The 19,400-nt window shown below is 46.8% G+C and carries 9 protein-coding genes and 2 pseudogenes; 2 read left to right on the forward strand and 9 right to left on the reverse strand.

What is annotated here, in order from left to right:
- Positions 1–96 precede the first annotated feature (96 nt).
- The 6 genes from HWY38_RS19040 to HWY38_RS19065 form a co-directional block, all read right to left on the reverse strand.
- Positions 97–1,059, reverse strand: a complete 963-nt coding sequence (locus HWY38_RS19040; protein WP_012117061.1) for a tripartite tricarboxylate transporter substrate binding protein — start codon at positions 1,057–1,059, stop codon at positions 97–99.
- A gap of 12 nt (positions 1,060–1,071) precedes the next feature.
- Positions 1,072–1,752, reverse strand: a complete 681-nt coding sequence (locus HWY38_RS19045; protein WP_007610021.1) for a response regulator — start codon at positions 1,750–1,752, stop codon at positions 1,072–1,074.
- Positions 1,749–3,353, reverse strand: coding sequence for an ATP-binding protein (locus HWY38_RS19050; RefSeq protein WP_224182406.1), 1,605 nt, complete (start codon positions 3,351–3,353; stop codon positions 1,749–1,751). The genes HWY38_RS19045 and HWY38_RS19050 overlap by 4 nt, the downstream gene beginning before the upstream one ends.
- A 245-nt stretch (positions 3,354–3,598) precedes the next feature.
- Positions 3,599–4,252: a class A sortase gene (locus HWY38_RS19055; RefSeq protein ID WP_224182407.1), complete on the reverse strand. Its 654-nt coding sequence runs from the start codon at positions 4,250–4,252 to the stop codon at positions 3,599–3,601.
- Between the two features lie 107 nt (positions 4,253–4,359).
- The gene (locus tag HWY38_RS19060) at positions 4,360–10,269 is read right to left on the reverse strand and encodes a SpaA isopeptide-forming pilin-related protein (protein WP_224182408.1); all 5,910 of its coding nucleotides are present in this window, start codon (positions 10,267–10,269) and stop codon (positions 4,360–4,362) included.
- 179 nt (positions 10,270–10,448) lie between these two features.
- Positions 10,449–11,525 (reverse strand): response regulator, encoded by a 1,077-nt coding sequence (locus HWY38_RS19065; RefSeq protein WP_224182409.1) that lies wholly within the window; start codon positions 11,523–11,525, stop codon positions 10,449–10,451.
- Positions 11,526–12,329: 804 nt separating this feature from the next.
- On the opposite strand from HWY38_RS19065, the pseudogene HWY38_RS19070 reads away from it, so the two are divergent.
- A pseudogene (locus HWY38_RS19070) lies at positions 12,330–13,643 on the forward strand (ATP-binding protein); the annotation flags it as partial.
- A gap of 72 nt (positions 13,644–13,715) precedes the next feature.
- Positions 13,716–14,795 carry a response regulator gene (locus tag HWY38_RS19075; protein ID WP_224182411.1) on the forward strand — a complete coding sequence of 360 codons (1,080 nt, stop codon included), beginning with the start codon at positions 13,716–13,718 and terminating at the stop codon, positions 14,793–14,795.
- Positions 14,796–14,946: 151 nt separating this feature from the next.
- On the opposite strand, the gene HWY38_RS19215 is transcribed toward HWY38_RS19075, so the two are convergent.
- The 3 genes and pseudogenes from HWY38_RS19215 to HWY38_RS19305 form a co-directional block, all read right to left on the reverse strand.
- Positions 14,947–17,358, reverse strand: a complete 2,412-nt coding sequence (locus HWY38_RS19215; RefSeq protein WP_317986225.1) for an exosporium glycoprotein BclB-related protein — start codon at positions 17,356–17,358, stop codon at positions 14,947–14,949.
- Positions 17,359–17,525: 167 nt separating this feature from the next.
- Positions 17,526–17,675, reverse strand: coding sequence for a hypothetical protein (locus HWY38_RS19090; RefSeq protein ID WP_224182410.1), 150 nt, complete (start codon positions 17,673–17,675; stop codon positions 17,526–17,528).
- Between the two features lie 241 nt (positions 17,676–17,916).
- A pseudogene (locus HWY38_RS19305) lies at positions 17,917–19,400 on the reverse strand (hypothetical protein); the annotation flags it as partial.

A 19,400-nucleotide genomic window follows, 5' to 3' on the forward strand; every position in this document is an offset into this window, starting at 1 on the left:
AATATTTTGGATTTTAAAGATTTTTAATTTTTTATAACCTTTTCGTTCATTTTGTTCATTTATAAATCAAAAGCCTCCCGCAAATATGCGGAAGGCTTATTTTTCGCTGCTCATCATCTCTTTATAAAACTCGGTCTGCTCTTCTAAAAAGCGTTTTGCGCCGCTGCTGTTTTTATAAAAGCTCTCCCAATCCCGTTTTTTCAACATTTGCTTCCACTCCGCGGATGAGGTAATCTGTTTCAAAGCCTGATCCCAATAGGCGATCTCGCCTTCGGTCATGTCTTTCGGCCCCATGATGCCTCTCCAGTGCGCAAAGACAAACGGCACCCCCTGCTCTTTCCATGTCGGCACATCGCTGAAGCCGGAGAGCCTTTTGTCCGACGTAACGGCCGCCAATGTGATTTTCCCTTTCCGATAGGCGTCTCTCGCTTCTGAAATGGTCATTGAAGCGGCGTCTATCTCGTGGCTGATAAGAGCTTCAATGACTTCATTGCTGCTCCCGTATTGAAAAAAGCGGATATCAAACGGAGAAATTCCGGCCATTTCCGCCGCTCTCGCAAAGGAGAGCTGGTCATCATTTCCGAGGCCGGGCGCAAATCCGATTTTTATGCCGCCCGGATGTGCTTTAATATCGCCGAGCAGCCGCTTTCCGCTTTTTATCTTTGAATCCTTCGGAAGAGCGACGGTCTGCCACTCTTTTGCGATAATGGCCAAAGGCGTAAAATCAGCTGCCTTCAGCCGGCTTTGTCCCAAAATTTCATTGCTTAACAGCAGGCTTGAATTCATACTGATGACATCCGTTTTTCGTTCGTTTACATATTTCCAGCCGCTGTCTCCGCCTCCGCCGGGTTTATAGACGATCTTTACGGGCCGGCCTAATATTTGCTTCCGCTCTATTACCGATTGCAAAGCTTTTGCCGTTACGTCCCAGCCCCCTTGAGGCGCCGCCGGGACGACAATTTCAACCGGCCCTTCGGCTGAACGGATGCCCGCCATCTGCCGTCCGTCAAAAGAAACCAGCGCCGCCAGCATGACAAGAAGCACTCCCAACCGCTTCATTTCTCCCATCCCTTATTCATGTGCTAAATAATATTTCCGTTCCGGCCTGCCGATAATGCCGTACTCTAATTCAGCGAGCGCTTCTTCCCGAGAAACGAGAAACTCGGCGTAGCGCCGCGCCGTTGTTCTGGAGGCGCCCATTTTTTCGCCCAGTTCTTCAGCCGTCATCCCTTTTTGGGCTGCCCTGAGCGCGTTTTTGATTTTTTGAAGTGTAATCGAATTAATCCCGGTCGGCAGATCATTGAGCTGTTTTTGTTCTTTCTGACCGCTTCCGAAAAACATGTCGATAACGGACTGGCTCAGCTCCGGCTGTGAGTGCAGCCATTCTCTTTTTTCCCGGTACTGCAAAAGCACTTCTGTAAATTTATGTGCCGACACCGGCTTTATGACATAGTGGGAAACGCCTGATCTGAGCGCTTCCTGCAGCAGTCTTGTTTCGGCAGAAGCCGTAATAATGATAATATCAACGGAAGGAAAACGGCCGCGGATGAGGGGAAGCAGATCTGTCCCCAGCTCATCCGGCATATAAATATCCAAAAGCAGCAGATCAGGCTGCCGTTTCTCAAGCAGCGATATGGTGTCTTTGGCATTGATTGCTTTGCCGATGACATTGAATCCATCAAGATGTTCGATAAATTTTTCGTGAATTTGCGCTATTCGAAAGTCGTCCTCTGCAATCGCGATGTTAATCACACCGATTCCCCCTTTGGCCTTTCTTTCGGTATAAACACCGTAAATACGGCACCGCCGCTCTTTTGCTGCGAAATCTCTATCGATCCCTGCAATTCACTGACGGCTTCTTTCAGATTGGCTAAGCCGTATCCTCTCCTCGTCCCCTTTGAAGAGTAGCCCTTTTCAAATATCGTTTCTGTTTTTTCCTGAGGCACGCCGTCTCCTGAATCCGCCACTTCGATGACGATATCCCTGCCGATATCGGTCATAAAAAAGGCGACCTCTTTTTTCTCTTTTTCGGCGACGGCTTCGAAAGCGTTATCAATAAGATTTCCGATGATCGTAATGAGCTGGGATGAACCCACATGCTCCGGCAGCGATTCTAAAAAGCTGTTTTCATCTATTGAAAGCTTTACTTTCTTCTCAGACGCCTTTCCCATTTTTCCTAATAGTATGGCCTGAACCCGCTGTGAATGAATGTTTTGAAAGAGGATTTCGTGCTGTTCATTCTGGATGGCGTACTCTTCTTTTATCAGTTCAATGGCTTCATTATATTCTCCCAGCTCTAACAGACCGAGGATCGCGTAAAGCTTATTCGAGAATTCATGCGTTTGCGCCCGAAGATCCTCCGAGTATTTTTTCATTTCAGTCAGCTTGTTAATCAGTTTCTTGAGCTCCGTTTTTTCGCGGAAGCTGATCACCGCTCCGTATACTTGCCCGGTCTGCTTCATTTCTTTCACGTTTAAGATAAATACTTTATCTCCGGCACGCACCTCCACGTTCGGCGGTAATTCTCCCCCTGCCAAAACCGGCATGAGATTTGCGCCCGGCATGATTTCTTTTATATGCCTTCCTATCATCGGTTCCGGAAGATTCAGCATATCAGCCGCAGATAAATTCATCATGGTTACCGCGCCTTCTTTGTTTACGGCGATAATCCCTTCTTTCATCGCAAGGAGCATCGCATTGCGCTCCCGGTACAGCGCTGCAATTTCATGCGGTTCAAGGCCGAGTGTATCTTTACGGATGCTTTTTGCGAGCGCCGCCGCTCCCCCGATGCCGATAAGAAACACCAAACATGCAAAATAGCCTAAATGCCGCAGATGCGCTTTCATATCTTTTTCTATCTCATCTTGTAAAAACTCGACTGTCACCGTTCCAACGACTTCGTTATGATTTTTTTCCTCCAGAATAATCGGGGCGCTTCCCCGGACCGCCGTCATTCCGTCGGAAACCGGAGACCCGCCGAACATGACGGTTTTATTTTGCAGATTTTGATTTTCTTTCGGAATGCTGCTGCGGGCCGAATGAAATGCAACATGCCCTTTTTGATCAGTAATATAGACAGCGTGCGCGCCTGCCTGTTCTTTCATTTGTTCAATAACGTCTAACTTTGTAAAAGCTTCTTGATCCGCAAGCCGGAACGCCTCTTTTACAGGAGGCATGTATGAAATGGTTTTTGCCGTTTGCACCGCCAGCTGTTCAGCCTGCTTCTGGCCTTCCTTTAATTGCTGAAAGGCAAATATAACTGTGAGCGTTCCGATGACAAGTATTAATAAAGCCGCAATTAATCCGGCGATTTTCATTTGCAGAGAGACATAAAACCGCTTTGCTTCCAACACAGCACCAGCCGTCCTTTCCTCCTAAAATCATACCACTTTTTAAATCTTTGTTTCTCATTTTTGAGAATTTTCGTGATCTTTTTCTCTTGTCATTTCTTTCAAAAAGTGCAGTCTGGTATAATTTCCCTCAAGGGAGATAAGAAGGATGAACTTTTTATAATCGCTGCGCAAAAAAAAAAAGACTGACAGAAGCCAGTCTCGGGATGTTTAACAACGGACATATATTCAGTTGACAGAATGATTCTTTATGATGGCTGAGATATATTTGAATGACCGGAAATATCAATCAATTTTCCTTTGACGGCCAGGCGTCCTTCGGTTCTTACCGCTTTGTCGCATGTGATTAATGTAATCTCTTTATCTTTTGTCTCCTGAATTGCGTTTGCTTCTATTTCTGAAATCATGGTTTTTGATGTTACAGAATAAATATAGTCTTTTCTAAAGTCGGTCATCACGATTTGCGCGCCTTTTTTTATGTGTAAAAGAGGGCCGAACAATAGGTTCTCCTGCTTCAGATGGTGGCCTGCCAACGGGTAGTTTCCCTCGCCCATTTTCTGATTCGGACGCATAGTTGCCGCGCCGATCAGCAGGTTTTCATTGGTTGTGCCTTTTAAAATCGGAAGGTCTAAATCGATGCTGCTGATGGTTATCCGTCCGATTATCGGTTTTGGTTTGCGATTAAAACTTGACTGAACTGTTTCCCTGAAACCGGGCGGATGAATGGATTCAAAATCATAGTCCGCTTTTTTCATGTTATTTTTCCGCGCTTGTTCTGCGGTCAATTCCGATTCAACTTGGCTTTTACTGAGGTACGCGATCAAACAGCCTTTCATGAGAGGAGAGGAAATGAGAAGCAGCCCGGACAAAATAAGAACGGCAATGATCATTTTTTTAACCATGAAGAAAATTCCTTTCTTGTACGTCATACGGTGAGTATTTGGTGAGAAATGATTCTCTTTTTAAAAAAGCACCTGATCGATTCTTACATGATCAGGTGCGATAACGTCTATCTATTCCTTGCTTTCTTCTTTCTTGATACAACAGCCGCGGCTCCGCCGGCTAATAGCAGCAGAATGCCGGCCGTGACCGGCATCATACCGTCCGTATCACCGGTTTTCGGCAGGTTTTTGCCTGTATCCGAGTGATTGGTTTTACCATTGGTATCAGGGTGATGCCCGCCTTGATTCGTTTTATGATTCGGTGTGTCTTTCCCAGGTGCGGGATTTTTTAATTTCTTATTAGAAACGACGACCTCAACAGCTTTTGACTGTCCTTTTTCAATTGTGAATTCAATTGGTTTTTCGTTCAGCTGATAGCCGTCAGGCGCTTTTGTTTCGATAAATTGATACTGCCCGGGCGCCAATCCTTTCACCGTAAACCGGCCCTTTTGATCCGTCTTCCATACCGCCGGCCGTTCTTTGCTGCCTCCGGTGTTTACCGGATGTCCGGCAGAATCCGTGATCTTGAATTCAGCACCCTCCAGCACCTTATTTTTATCGTCATGATCCACTTTTGTCAGTGTGACATCACCAGGCGTCAGTGTATTCTCCGCACTGATTTCGACTGGTTTTATGTCGGTATTTGTGATCTTGAATGATATTGGCGTTTGATCCAAACTGTAAAGTTCAGGCGCTTTTGTTTCGATAAATTGATATTCGCCTGCTTTCAGTCCCCGTACGATAATTTGTCCGTGCTCATCTGTCGTCAGACCCTCTTTTAGTACTTTGCCGTTTGCATCTGTCAGATTAAACTTCGCACCTTGCAGGACTTTCCGTTTGTCACCTTGATCCAATTTTGTGAGAATAACGCTGTTCTTGATGTTAACCGCAGTCAGGGCAGCCTGATTCGGTTTTCCGCTGTTCTCAGCCTTAATCGTAAACGGCGCAGGGGTTGTTGACAGCAGATAACCATCCGGCGCTTTTGTTTCAACAAATTGATAGTTTCCGGGCGCCAAACCGCCGGCGTCAATTTTGCCTCCTTCTTTTGTCATCAGATCGTCTCTTACAGTTTTTCCATCACTGTCAATGATTTTAAATACTGCACCGTCTAAAACGTTTCCGTCTTGATCCTTCTTGATCAGCTGGACAGAGCCTTGATAGTTGACAAAGGTGCCGGCGTCAGACGGCTTCGGCTTTCCTTCCGCTGTTTCTGAGATGGTAAACTCTACTTTCTCCGTATTTAACACATAGCCGTCGGGTGCTTTCGTTTCAATGAAGGCGTAATGCCCCGGTGCAAGACCGGACGTTTCTACTTTTCCGTCCTTATCTGAAACCAGATCTTCTTTAACCGTGTTTCCATCACTGCCGACGATTTTGAAGACTGCGCCTTCAAGGTTTCGGCCTTCCGCATCTTCCTTCGTCAGCCGGACAGAGCCTTTATAGTTGACGGCCGTTCCTGCGTCAGTTGACTCCGGCTTTCCTTCCGCTGTTTCTGAGATGGTAAACTCTACTTTCTCCGTATTTAACACATAGCTGTCGGGCGCTTTCGTTTCAATGAAGGCGTAATGACCGGGTGAAAGGCCGGATGTTTCTACTTTTCCGTCCTTATCTGAAACCAGATCTTCTTTAACCGTTTTTCCATCACGGTCGACGATTTTGAAGACTGCACCTTCAAGGTTTCGGCCTTCCGCATCTTCCTTCGTCAGCCGGATAGAGCCTTTATAGTTGACGGCCGTTCCTGCGTCAGTTGATTCCGGCTTTCCTTCCGCTGTTTCTGAGATGGTAAACTCTACTTTCTCCGTATTTAACACATAGCCGTCGGGCGCTTTCGTTTCAATGAAGGCGTAATGACCGGGTGCAAGGCCGGATGTTTCTATTTTTCCGTCCTTATCTGAAACCAGATCTTCCTGAACCGTTTTACCATCACTGTCGATGATTTTGAAAACTGCTCCTTCAAGATTCCCGCCGTCTGCATCTTTCTTCGTTAATGCGGCTTTTCCTTTATAATTCACCATTGATCCCAATTCAACATCAGGTACTTGATTCTTTTCGTTCTTTGCGATTGAGAAGTGAATGGCTTTTGTGTTGACGATAAACCCTGATGGGGCTTTCGTCTCCATCAGCCGATAGTATCCGGCGGGCAAACCGTTTATCTCAACTTTCCCATTTTTATCGCTTTCAATATTATTTTTTATCAGAGTATAGGTACCGTCGCTTGATTTTTTCTCAAGCTTAAATACAGCACCGGCCAAAGGCTTGTTGTTTTCGTCTTTTTTGATAAGCGTCACCTTATTTTTTTGATTTATGACTTTATAGAGTGCTCCTGCAGCGGAGGATTTGCCGTCAATCGTAACGGAGACCCCGTTTACATAAGCATCGCTGATGGTGTAGCCGTCTGGAGCTTTTATTTCTTTCAGTACATAGGTTCCGTAACGGATATTCCCAAACGTAAGTTTACCGGCATCATCTGTTGTGCCCGTACGCAGCAGCTGCTTGCCGTCTTTAGACCATAATTGAAAATCTGCTCCTGAAAGAGATGTTCCGTCTGATCCTGTTTTAGATATCGTCAGGCTTCCCTTCTCTCCTGATCCTGAGCCGCCGCCGCTTGAAATGGCGACAAACACTGAGCTGTTGTTCTCTTGGGTCTGCTCCTCAACATTCGTCCCTGATATCGACACTTTGTTGCTGACCTGACCGCTGCTGCCGGAAATATTAATGAGAGAACGATATTGTATGACATACGCACGATCGATTTGTTTATAGCCGCCTGTAAAGGTAAGGACAAATGATTGTTCACCGGTGGCATTGTCAGTTTTCATATCTACTTTATAGTCCTTATCTTTCTCAAGCTGCACATCACCCGGAATAAGATTTCCGCTGCTGTCTTTCATAACGCCGTTCTCATTATATTTTGCTTGATATACTTTAAAAGAATCTTCATCTATTATTTGATTCTCATCCGGTGTGTCTTTGACTTTTACGTCATCCAGTGTCGATTGGCTGGCATTGACATTGATGTTCCAATCGATATTGTTTCCGTTTTGTTTGCCGCCTTTAGAAATCAGGTTTCCTCCGTTTGCGATGGAAACTGAACCCGTCAGCGTTCGGTCTGCGCGGTCATTATTAAAGTACTCTGCTTTGTTTGTGTATTGATTCTGTTTGATGACCTGGCCTTTTAATGACGTTTTAAATTCAATCAGGTATGGTACAGCGTCATCTGTTTTGAGATGTACGGTTAACGTATTTTTGTTGCCGTCTGACGGCTCTTCTATTTCATATTTTGAAGAATCCAGCGCCTCTCCTTCAGTGATGGAGCCGTTTTTGCTGATAGTATACGTTTTGACAGCAACCGATCCATGCAAAAATTGCTGACCATCTGTGATCGTATCTTTTATATAAGGATTTTTTGAAGGTTCGCCATTATAATTGATGCCGACTTTCCATGTGATTTCTTTTGAAACAGCGTTGTATGAGCCGTTTTTGAATCCGTTATGGGACGTCTGATTGTTCGGTGTGAAGCCGCTCGATTCCTTATTTGTGCGTTTGCCGCCGTTTTTATCGGTCCATGTGGACTCCGCCGTATTCTTAATCGTTTCGTTTGAAAAGTCAGCGTTGAATTTTGTCGTATACGTGATCTTAAACTGACTGTTTGTTTCTGCATAATCCCCGATCAATGCTATTGTAAAGCCTTGATTTCCGGTTTTTTTTGTTAATGTATAGTCTGTTCCTTCTTTCAGCGTTTTGTTTTCAGTCGTGTCTTGCATGTGAAATGAATCGTCAATGAGCGCCAGGCCTCCGCTGGTGAATTGATCATCCAGCGTCCAGTCTTTCATTGTGTAACCGTTTTTATTAACTGTGATTGTCCAATCAACCGTCTTCTTCTCATAGTCTGCGTTTGAATAATGTTTAATCAGATTCTGCTGAATGGCGGTTCCCGGAGTTTCCTTTGATTCCCCTGTATCTGTCACTGCTGTGTTGGTGTATTTGACAGGACTGTCAATAATGACCCCATCGTTGACTTGAGATTGATAAATGATCTTATATGCTCCTGTGACAGTTTGCTTGAATTTTATGTCAAAGCCGGTCCCGTTATCAGTCAGCGTATAATCCTCACCCTCTTTTAATGGGGCGCCCTCTTGTTCGCTGCCGTTTTGGCTGAATGTAATCGGAAGGACTTTCAATGAACCGGGAACAAGATGCAGATCGTCTGATCCAAACGTATCCTTGATGCCGGCTTTGGATTGATCAATCTTTTTCTCACCGTAGTTGTACATAACAGCCCAGCTGAACGTTTGGGTTTCTCCTTTATAACCTGTCGAAGATTTTTCTATCATTTTTCCGTAACCCGCTGTTACGGAAGCTTCTGCAGAAATCGGCTCCGCATTTTCTCCGCTGAATCCCGCCTTGTTTGTCAGCGTGATGTTTCCGCCTTTACCCGGCTTTGCCTCATCTTTAATTTCCGTGTCATATATGAGCCGGTAGGCTGAATCAATCGTCCCGGCGAAGGTGACATTACCGTTTTCGTCAACGGTATAACCTGAAGTTATCTCATTTCCCTGACTCACCGAGCCGTCAATATTCACATCAAGTTCATACACTTTCACAGAGCGGAAAGTCAATTCGTCCGGAAGGCTTTCAGTCAATTTCGCATGTTTGACTTCTTCTTCCTTTTTATTAAGATCAACCGTCCACGTTACCTTTCCGGGATTAATGCCTTTATCCAATGATCCTGATTTCTCAATGGTTTTATTGACATTCGGTTTAAAATAAACCGTTACGTCCGGCGTATCAGAGTTAACCGGAAACTTAATCTTTTGTGTGGTGGATCCTTTTATTTCTTTCTGATTGAATTGGGTGTTTACATACAATGACCCCTTGACGTTAGAATCTTCTTTTACCTCGCCGTTAAACGTCATGATGACATGGCCGCTCGTATTAATGGAAAAAGTTCCGTACGTACTATCGCCGTCGGTCAATGGCTGGTTCGTAATGTCATTATGCATGATAAATTCTTTAGGCAGATCAAATTCATATCGATCACCGTCGTTTATTATTTTTCCCAGCTCATTCGGAATCGCCCATTGAATCGTGATATTTGCCGGAGAGTTCGTATTCGCAGGGTTGTTTTTGTCATATGGTTTTCCTTTTTCATCCGTCAATTTCACATCAGTTAAAATATTTTGCGTAATCTGGCTTCCGCCTGATTGAAGGCTTTTAGCGGCAGATTTGCTTGAAACCACCATTTTTGATTGACTGCGTTTAGCAGAAGGTGTTGATTTCGTTGTCTTTTCTGCTTTCTCCCCGCCGTCTGCAGATGCTGATTTTTTCTCTGTCTTTTCCTGAGGTTCAGCAGGTGTTGAAGAGGTGTTTTTTTCTGTTTCGGAATCCGTTGTTCCGTCTTTCTTCACAGGTATTAACACCTGCTGGGTCTTGCCGGCATCCAGTTGAAAAAGAGCTTTTGCCATTTTCGTCTCATCTGTTATGTCGGGAGTAAACTTCGCCGACAGTGTAATGGAGCCATTGGCATCCCCGGCATCCGCTTCAGCATCATTCACTTTCACTTCCAGCGTGCTGCTTTTCGCTTCAGCTTTATATATACCGATCACCCGATCAGCTGATTTCAGCTCACCTTCGGCATCGTTATCTAATGTAAAACTTTCCGGAACCTTTATGGTGATATTCCGGTCACTTGCATCTTCCTTGTTTTTTAGTGACCATTCGTATGTCAGTGTCACTTTATCTCCCGGTGCTAAAGCCGGTTCACTGGCTTTTGACCCGTCAACAGTCTGCTGTCTGCCGTCTTTGACTGCAACTGAATCAAAGAACCCGCTCTCGCTTTGTTGTGATCCGGAAGCGGCTGCGATCGGAGTAAAGCTGACAACCTGGCTGAAGATGAAAAACAGCGTGAAGCATGAAATCAATGCCGGCCTCAGCCTTTTGCTTTTTTTCGGGCTGAACGAAAAGTTCCTCACTCCCAAGTCTTATTCCTCCCCTTTTATATAGACTTACGTTCGAACAAGCCGGTAAGCATGGGATTCTCCTTATCCGAACCAAACTACATTGTATGAAATCGGCCTATACAAATTCTGTACATGGGATCATTTCAGAAATAGCGCACAAAAAAAGACCGGCATCAGCCGGTCCGGTCATTCAATCGTCAATTGATTTTATCTTTTAATTGTTTATAGCGTTCGTATTCCTTTATCGCCTCTTCTACCTTTCCCAGTTTATTAAATAACTGCAGTTTGTATTGTATAATTTTATCGTCACCGGGCTCTATTTTCTCAACCTGCAGGCAAATGTCCATCGCTTGATGATCGTTCTTCTCTTGGATGAGAAAACCAATCAGTTCGTACGCTTTGCTGAGCCACAGATGGGCAAGACGCGCTTTTTCCGGCTCCGCCCACAGATAGCCATTCTCCATGAGATAATGGTTCTCATATGACATGACAATGTTCATGTGCCGGGTTAGTGCAGCTGCGCTGAGCGGAGGAGCCTCTTTTAATGTTTTTTCCCATTCAACTGTATCAATCTTTACCCCGGAAAGCCGGAGAATGTATCCTATATCGGTATTTTCTATTGATTGGCTGAAGGGCAGCTGACCGATTAATTTCCGTATCTGATATATTGTCGAATAGAGCTGGGTGCTTGCTTTTGATATATCATAAGCAGGCCAAAACATTTCCATCAGCATATCTTTACTGACTGTGCGCCCTTGATTAAGAAGTAAAAATGCATACAGTTCACGGGCTTTGGATGTTCTCCACTTGACTGTTATGTATGTTTTGACACCATTTACCGATTGATAAAAGTCCAGGTTCCCAAAACATTGTATAACATAATCCGTCCCGGTATTCTCTTCTGCCGTCCTGAGTTTTTTATTCATTCGGATTCGCTCAACAGTTGTCAGCAGCCGGGCATTGTCAACCGGTTTTAAAAGATAATCGACAGCATTTAATTCAAACGCTTTGATCGCGAATTCATTATAAGCGGTGATAAAAATAACTTGGATATTTTCATTGAGCTCCTGAATCGATTCAGCAAGCTCAATACCGTTTATCCCGGGCATTTCAATGTCAAGAAACACCGCATCAGCTGCTGAAAGCTCCGAATGCTCCAGAACTTCCGCCGGATCTTGAAACGTTATAATAGATTGAAAGGCGTTTGTCCGCTCAAGCATACGATTAAAATGAAGCAATGCCAGTTCCTCATCATCCACAATTAACGCTTTCAAACCGCATCCCACCCGTCAATATAGATATATCTGAAAATAATTTCAATTATACCATGCCTAATGCCCTATATAGTTGGATTCTTTTTCTTTCTCTTGTTGTATTATAACGTTTGTGATTACAATATTTATACATTACATAGGATAATAGAATGCCCCTGAATGGGATAAAGGAGTAATGATGTGAAAGAAAAATTTATTTCGATTTCGATTATTTGCGGCTATGCCGCTTTCTTTATGATTTTTATGGTCCTGAATTATTTTTCAGGATCATCCCTCCCTCAAGCGGAACAGGGCGTGATCAATCTGGAAAAGTGGGATTTTCAAAAGGATGGAAATGTCCAGCTGAACGGGAAATGGATTCTATATCCAAATCAGATGCTGTCACCGCAGGCTCTTCATTCAGCAAAAGGAAAAAATCCCGTACTCGTTGATGTCCCCGTCAATGTGAAGCTGTTCGGAAAAACGGCCGACGTGGATTACGGAACGTACAAACTGACAATCCGCTCAAATGAAGACAATCAGGTTCTGGGGATCAGCACATCTTTTATCTACAGTTCAAACCGCCTTTATCTTAATGGAAAAGTAATCGGACAGAGCGGCAATCCTTCAGAAAAAGCTGATTTTAAGGCGCAGAACAAACCGTACAGCAGCTTTTTCAGGCTTCGCAAGGGTGACAATGAACTTGTCCTGCATTTTTCGAATTTCGGAAAAGTTCCCGGCTGGGGGATCGCAAAACCGATAACGTTTGGGACTCAGGAACAAATTATACGCGAGAATCAAATTTCCTTTTTCAATGATTCCATTATGATTACGGCTTTTTTCATTACCGGTTTATATTTTCTCGGCTTTTTTCTGCAACGGACAAAGGATAAACATTTATTGTTCTTTTCCGTGATGTGTCTGCTTTTTTCTGCCATTATTCTTATGATCGGGAAAGAAAGAATTATCTTTCTCCTCTTTCCGTCTATTTCATTTTCATTGCTGAATTCCTTGCGTATCATCTCAACCGTGCTTGTCAGCATGGCGGTTTTTCTTTATCTCTTTTATGCATACAGAGAAATTGTCTCAAAAACGACGATCACCATTTTAACCGCTTTATCCGGGATCATCTTGATCACTGATTTTATGTCCGGAAGTTTCATTGACCATCTCTCATACATTTTACATTCTGTTCTTGCCGTTACGACTCTGTTTTATATTACATATATTTTTACGATTGCCGCCATAAGAAAAATAAAAGGAAGCACGTACCTTACACTCGCATCCGTCTCGATGAGCGCTTTTGTGATTCTTACGACCATTTCAGCTTACAGCGGCAAAACGGCTTTTTCTTTTAATTCGCTCTATTCATTGCCGACAGTCATCGCTTTATTGGCGGTGGTTCTTCTGATGGCGCAGCAATTCGCCGGAGCTTTCCGGGACAATGAAGTCCTCTCACGGAAATTAGTCAAAATCGACCAACTGAAAGATGAATTTATCGCCAAAACTTCACACGAATTCAAGACGCCGCTGAACAGCATTATTAATATATGCCAAACCCTTGTAGCCGGCAGAAAAAAGAAGACGATAGAGGAAGAGAAAGAAAATATGCAGCTGATCATCCGTATGGGCTACAGACTTTCTGATCTCGTAAATGATATTCTTGATTTGGAAAAAATGAAGCAGGGTATGCTGCAGATTCGTCCGGTTCCCGTCGATGTGCATGCCGTCATATGCAGTGAGATGAACTTCTACCGGCTTTTATCCAAACATAAAAATCTTGCCATTCTTAATCATGTGCCGGACGGCCTCCCTTTGGTGCTTGCAGATGAAAACCGATTCCGGCAAATCTTAACCAATCTTGTTGAAAACGCAATCAAGTACACATCCGAGGGGAACATTATTCTTTCTGCTGAAAGCCTGAATGACAAAATGATTCAAATCACGGTGGCCGATACCGGCAGCGGCATTCCTGCGGCTGATCTTGAAACCATTTTTGATTCTTTTCAGCAAGCGGGAGGGACGGAAGAAGATGGAACGGGTTTAGGTTTAAGTATTGTGAAACAGCTCGTCAAGCTCCAAAACGGGGACATCTGGGCGGAGTCAGCGGCGGCGCAAGGATCAGCCTTTCATTTTACGTTACCCGCCGCTCAAATTGATTCTTTACCGGGAGCAAAGACCGAACTTCCTAAATCACAGCCCGGACAGAGAATGTCGGATATTTCGCTGATCACGCCTTATCACTCAGAAAAAATCGAGGCTCCGACGATTCTGATCGTCGACGATAACATCGAGAGTTTGAAAATTTTAACGGATATGCTGGAAGGTGTTCCTTATAACGTAATCGCAGTAAAAAGCGGAAAAGAGGCGCTTCAAGCTGTCTCTTCCTCGAAGCTCGACTTGGTCATATTAGACTTGATGATGCCCGACATGACGGGTTTTGAAGTCTGCACAAACATCCGCGAAAGATTCAGCATGGTCGATCTGCCGGTTCTTATCGTGACGGCAGCCATTATCAGCCATGACAAATACAAGGCGTTTCATGCCGGAGCAAACGACATCTTACAAAAGCCTTATCATTACTCTGAATTCACCGCGCGTATTAAAAATTTAATTTTGATGAAGCATACGGCTCACCAAGCCACAAATTTAGAAATGGCATTTCTTCAGTCGCAGATTAAGCCTCATTTTCTATACAATGTATTAAATACAATCATCGCGCTCAGCCATTTGGATATTGAAAAAGCACGGGAAACGACTGCTGCATTTACAAACTATTTAAGGATGAGTTTTGATTTTCAAAACACTTCGGACATCAGCTCATTCAGAAACGAACTTTCTATCATTACGTCATATCTTTCTATAGAAAAAACTCGCTTCGGCAAACGGATTGATATCCTTTTTGATATTGAACAGGACATTGACTTCCCCCTTCCGCCTTTAATGATACAGCCATTGGTGGAAAACGCCGTTCATCACGGGATCAGTAAGAAAAGAGGCGGCGGACGGATAAAGCTGACAGCGAAAAAACAAGGCGAAAACACGTATTTTATCAAAGTGGAGGATAATGGAACCGGCATCATGCCGGACATACAGAAAGATATTTTGTCATCTGATGTTAATCGCAGTGTCGGCCTGAAAAATATCAATCGGCGGCTGAAGCATTTTTGCGGAAGTGAATTGACGATCGCCAGCACCCCCGATGAAGGCACCGCTGTTTCGATGATAATTCACACTCCCGGCACAACGGATGACTCGAACTCACTAAAAACGTCTTCATTAAGATACTGATTAACTTCAGAAGGCATGTAAATACTTCTGCCGGCTGTCGGGAAATTCCCGTCAGCCTTTATTTACCCAAAAAGTAAAAACAAAAAAGCTTGAAGAGAAAGTGATATCTTCTCCAAGCTTAGATGATCCGCACCAGTCTGGCCGTTTTCACTTAAGAAATCGTAACTCCCGCGCTTGCATATCCCGCCACTGTATTAATAAGCGAAAGGCCTGTCGCAGTGGCAGAGAATACCATTAACAGCCGGGTTTGAGGAGTTACCGCAATGTTCAGCCCTGTCGTGATTCCGTTGCTGATGCTGCCGATTGACAATATGCCGGTGAGGGGAGGAGCTAAAGTGACGGATGCTCCGGGGATTGGCGTAAACGTATTGTTCGGCACTGTGGAACTGTATAATTGTGCGGTTATCGTAACAGTCGAGCCGACAAGCGACAATGCCGCGGTTGTACTGAAATAGGCGGCAATTGATGTAATGGTTCCGCTTCTCGGAGCAGAAAAAGCAAAGTTCAGCAGAGTTCCTCCAGCCCCGGTAAGATCAATTGCACCTCCCCCTCCGACATTGACACCCGTCACAGAATTGCCGAACCCGACAAGGCTCACCGTTCCGATTAATCCGCCGGCAATGGTCGTCACGGCAGTGGGAAGACCTGAAGCATAAGGAATGATCGCGCCTGCTCCGGTTACACCGGTTATTCCTGTTGCTCCGGTGGCTCCCGTTATTCCGGTCGCTCCGGTTACTCCAGTATCCCCGGTTACACCGGTCGCTCCCGTTACCCCGGTTGCTCCTGTTACTCCTGTTGCACCAGTACTTCCCGTTGCGCCTGTTACTCCGGTTGTTCCCGTTACTCCGGTGGCTCCCGTTACTCCAATTGCTCCTGTTACCCCGGTGGCTCCCGTTATTCCTGTCGCGCCGGTATCCCCGGTTGCTCCCGGTATCCCTGTTGCTCCCGTTATCCCTGTTGCACCGGTTACTCCGGTCGAGCCTGTTACTCCGGTGGCTCCCGTTATTCCGGTGGCGCCTGTTATTCCTGTCGCTCCGGTTGCTCCTGTTGCTCCGGTTGCTCCTGTTGCCCCGGTTACTCCCGTTACCCCGGTGGCTCCGGTTACTCCTGTTGCTCCCGTTATTCCCGTTACGCCGGTTGAGCCTGTTACTCCAGTGGCACCGGTGAGCCCGGTGGCTCCCGTTACTCCAGTATCTCCGGTTACACCGGTCGCTCCAGTTACCCCGGTTGCTCCTGTTGCTCCCGTTATCCCTGTTGCGCCGGTTACTCCGGTTGAGCCGGTGAGCCCGGTGGCTCCCGTTACTCCGGTCGCTCCAGTTATCCCTGTCGCTCCGATTACACCGGTCGCTCCGGTGAGCCCGGTTGCTCCCGTTACTCCTGTTACACCAGTCGCTCCGGTTGCCCCGGTTACTCCCGTTACCCCGGTGGCGCCTGTTACTCCAGTGGCTCCCGTTATTCCCGTTACGCCGGTTGAGCCTGTTACTCCAGTGGCACCGGTGAGCCCGGTGGCTCCCGTTACTCCAGTATCTCCGGTTACACCGGTCGCTCCAGTTACCCCGGTTGCTCCTGTCGCTCCTGTTGATCCAGTTACCCCGGTGGCGCCGGTGAGCCCGGTGGCTCCTGTTATTCCTGTTGCTCCGGTTACCCCGGTGGCGCCTGTTACCCCGGTGGCTCCCGTTATTCCTGTCGCTCCTGTTGATCCAGTTACCCCGATGGCGCCGGTGAGCCCGGTTGCTCCCGTTATTCCTGTCGCTCCTGTTACTCCCGTTACCCCGGTTGCTCCTGTTGATCCCGTTACTCCAGTGACTCCGGTGGCGCCTGTTATTCCTGTCGCTCCGGTTGCTCCAGTTGCTCCGGTGGCTCCGGTTGCCCCGGTTACTCCCGTTACCCCGGTTGCTCCGGTTACTCCTGTTGCTCCCGTTATTCCCGTTACGCCGGTTGAGCCTGTTACTCCAGTGGCACCAGTGAGCCCGGTGGCTCCCGTTACTCCAATTGCTCCTGTTACCCCGGTGGCTCCCGTTATTCCTGTCGCGCCGGTTATTCCAGTTGATCCCGTTACTCCGGTTGCTCCTGTAACTCCGGTTGCTCCTGTAACTCCGGCGGCTCCTGTAACTCCGGTTGCTCCTGTAACTCCGGCGGCTCCTGTAACTCCGGTGGCGCCGGTTACCCCGGTCGAGCCTGTTACTCCCGTTACCCCGGTGGCCCCGGTAATCCCGGTTGCTCCGGTTACTCCGATCGCTCCGGTTTCTCCAGTGGCGCCGGTGGCTCCCGTTACTCCCGTTATTCCGGTCGCTCCAGTATCCCCGGTTACCCCCGTTACTCCGGTTGCTCCTGTTGCTCCTGTTGCCCCGGTTACTCCGGTTGCCCCAGTTACTCCCGTTACCCCGGTTGCTCCGATTACTCCCGTTATTCCGGTGGCGCCGGTTGAGCCGGTTACTCCAGTAGCTCCCGTTATTCCGGTGACACCTGTTACTCCAGTAGCGCCGGGATCTCCGGTGGCACCTGTTACTCCAGTAGCGCCGGGATCTCCGGTGGCTCCAGTCGTGCCCGTTATTCCAGTCACTCCCGTTACCCCGGTGGCACCGGTTATTCCAGTCGCGCCGGTTGCTCCGGTCGAGCCCGTAGCTCCAGTCAGCCCCGTTGCTCCGGTAAACCCCGTTGCTCCAGTGAATCCCGTTGCTCCAGTCAGCCCCGTTGCTCCGGTAAACCCTGTTGCTCCGGTGAATCCTCTTACATGAAAATGATTTGGATGACAGCATGGACACCATCTTTCATGGCAGCAAGAGTTTTCGCAACAGAATCCTTCACAGCAATGTGCCCGATTTTGATAACTGCGCCTTTGATTTCTTCTTTTATGTTGAAAATGACAGCAACAATCATTGCAATTCCGGCAGTCGTAATCCCAAGAGTCGTATCTGTTATACCAAGTATCTCCTTTTCTCATTACACCACCTCTATTCGCATAATATTTCCATGAAGAAAAAAGGTGTGGCAAAATCCCACTTCTATTGGGCAAATTTTTAAATGTCTTTTAGGCTGCATCATACAGCCTTTACAGAAAAAAGACCTAACTGTGCATAAGTCAGGTCTTTCATCTTTAAAATATCAGTCTGCTGTTGTATTAGGTTGTCGGAAAACTTATGCTGTTAAAATCGATATTGAGAGCAGTTGCTGTCGTTAAATTATTAGCAGTTGTGAAAATAACCCTGAGCTGGTAAGTGTTCGTTCCTGCGGTCGGCGCAGTATCCACTGTTGTATCAGCAATCGAAAAACTATCCGTAGCTGCGAGAGTACTAGTTCGCGACAGAGTTCTTGTATGAATTTGCACTGCTCCCCTATATAATCTCACTTCAAAAACAAAGTTTGAATTCGCTGCAGTTGTTATCGCGACGCTGAGTGCATAATCCAGCTTTACATTCTGCAAAGCATTAACTGGGATTGCCAGCGTAGCAACAGGAATTTCTGTATTTAACGGCGGGTAAACAGTAAGCGGCCCGTTGGTTCTTGTGAAGAGCAAGGCCGGTGTACTGCCTGTGGCGCCGGTTGGGCCCGTTGAGCCGGTTACTCCTGTTGATCCTGTTACTCCTGTTGACCCAGTTACTCCCGTTGCCCCTGTTACTCCAGTTGCTCCGGTTACTCCGGTTGCTCCAGTTACTCCGGTTGCTCCAGTTACTCCTGTTGCTCCGGTTACTCCTGTTGCTCCGGCTCCTGTTGCTCCGGTTACTCCTGTTGCTCCGGTTACTCCAGTCAAGCCGGTTGGGCCGGTCGATCCGGTTGGGCCCGTTATTCCGGTTACTCCGGTCGATCCGGTTGAGCCTGTTGGCCCTGTTACTCCGGTTGCTCCGGTTACTCCGGTTACTCCTGTTGATCCTGTTACTCCTGTTGATCCTGTTGATCCCGTTACTCCAGTTGCTCCAGTTACTCCTGTTGATCCTGTTGCCCCAGTTACTCCTGTTGATCCTGTTGCTCCAGTTACTCCTGTTGATCCTGTTGATCCTGTGGCTCCTGTTGATCCTGTTGATCCCGTTACTCCAGTTGCTCCAGTTACTCCAGTTACTCCTGTTGATCCTGTTGCCCCAGTTACTCCTGTTGATCCTGTGGCTCCTGTTGATCCAGTTGATCCAGTTGCTCCTGTTGGGCCGGTTGCTCCGGTTGAACCTGTTGCTCCTGTTACTCCGGTTATCCCCGTTGCCCCAGTCACTCCAGTTGCTCCTGTTGATCCCGTTACTCCGGTTGCGCCGGTTTCTCCCGTTGAGCCCGTGACCCCAGTTGCGCCAGTCGCTCCGGTTGGACCCGTGATTCCGGTTGTGCCTGTCGATCCGGTTGGACCCGTGATTCCGGTTGGACCGGTTGCGCCAGTCGCGCCAGTTGAACCGGTTGGACCGATTTCTCCAGTTACACCCGTTGCCCCTGTCGGTCCTGTCGATCCTGTTGCTCCTGTTGCTCCTGTTGGGCCGGTTGCGCCGGTTGCGCCGGTTGAACCTGTTGCTCCTGTTACTCCAGTTGATCCCGTTGAGCCAGTTGCTCCTGTTGATCCCGTTACTCCGGTTGCGCCAGTTTCTCCCGTTGAGCCCGTGACCCCAGTTGCGCCAGTCGCTCCGGTTG

It is taken from the genome of Bacillus sp. KS1 (assembly GCF_020075515.1).
GTDB classification, from domain to species: domain Bacteria; phylum Bacillota; class Bacilli; order Bacillales; family Bacillaceae; genus Bacillus; species Bacillus velezensis.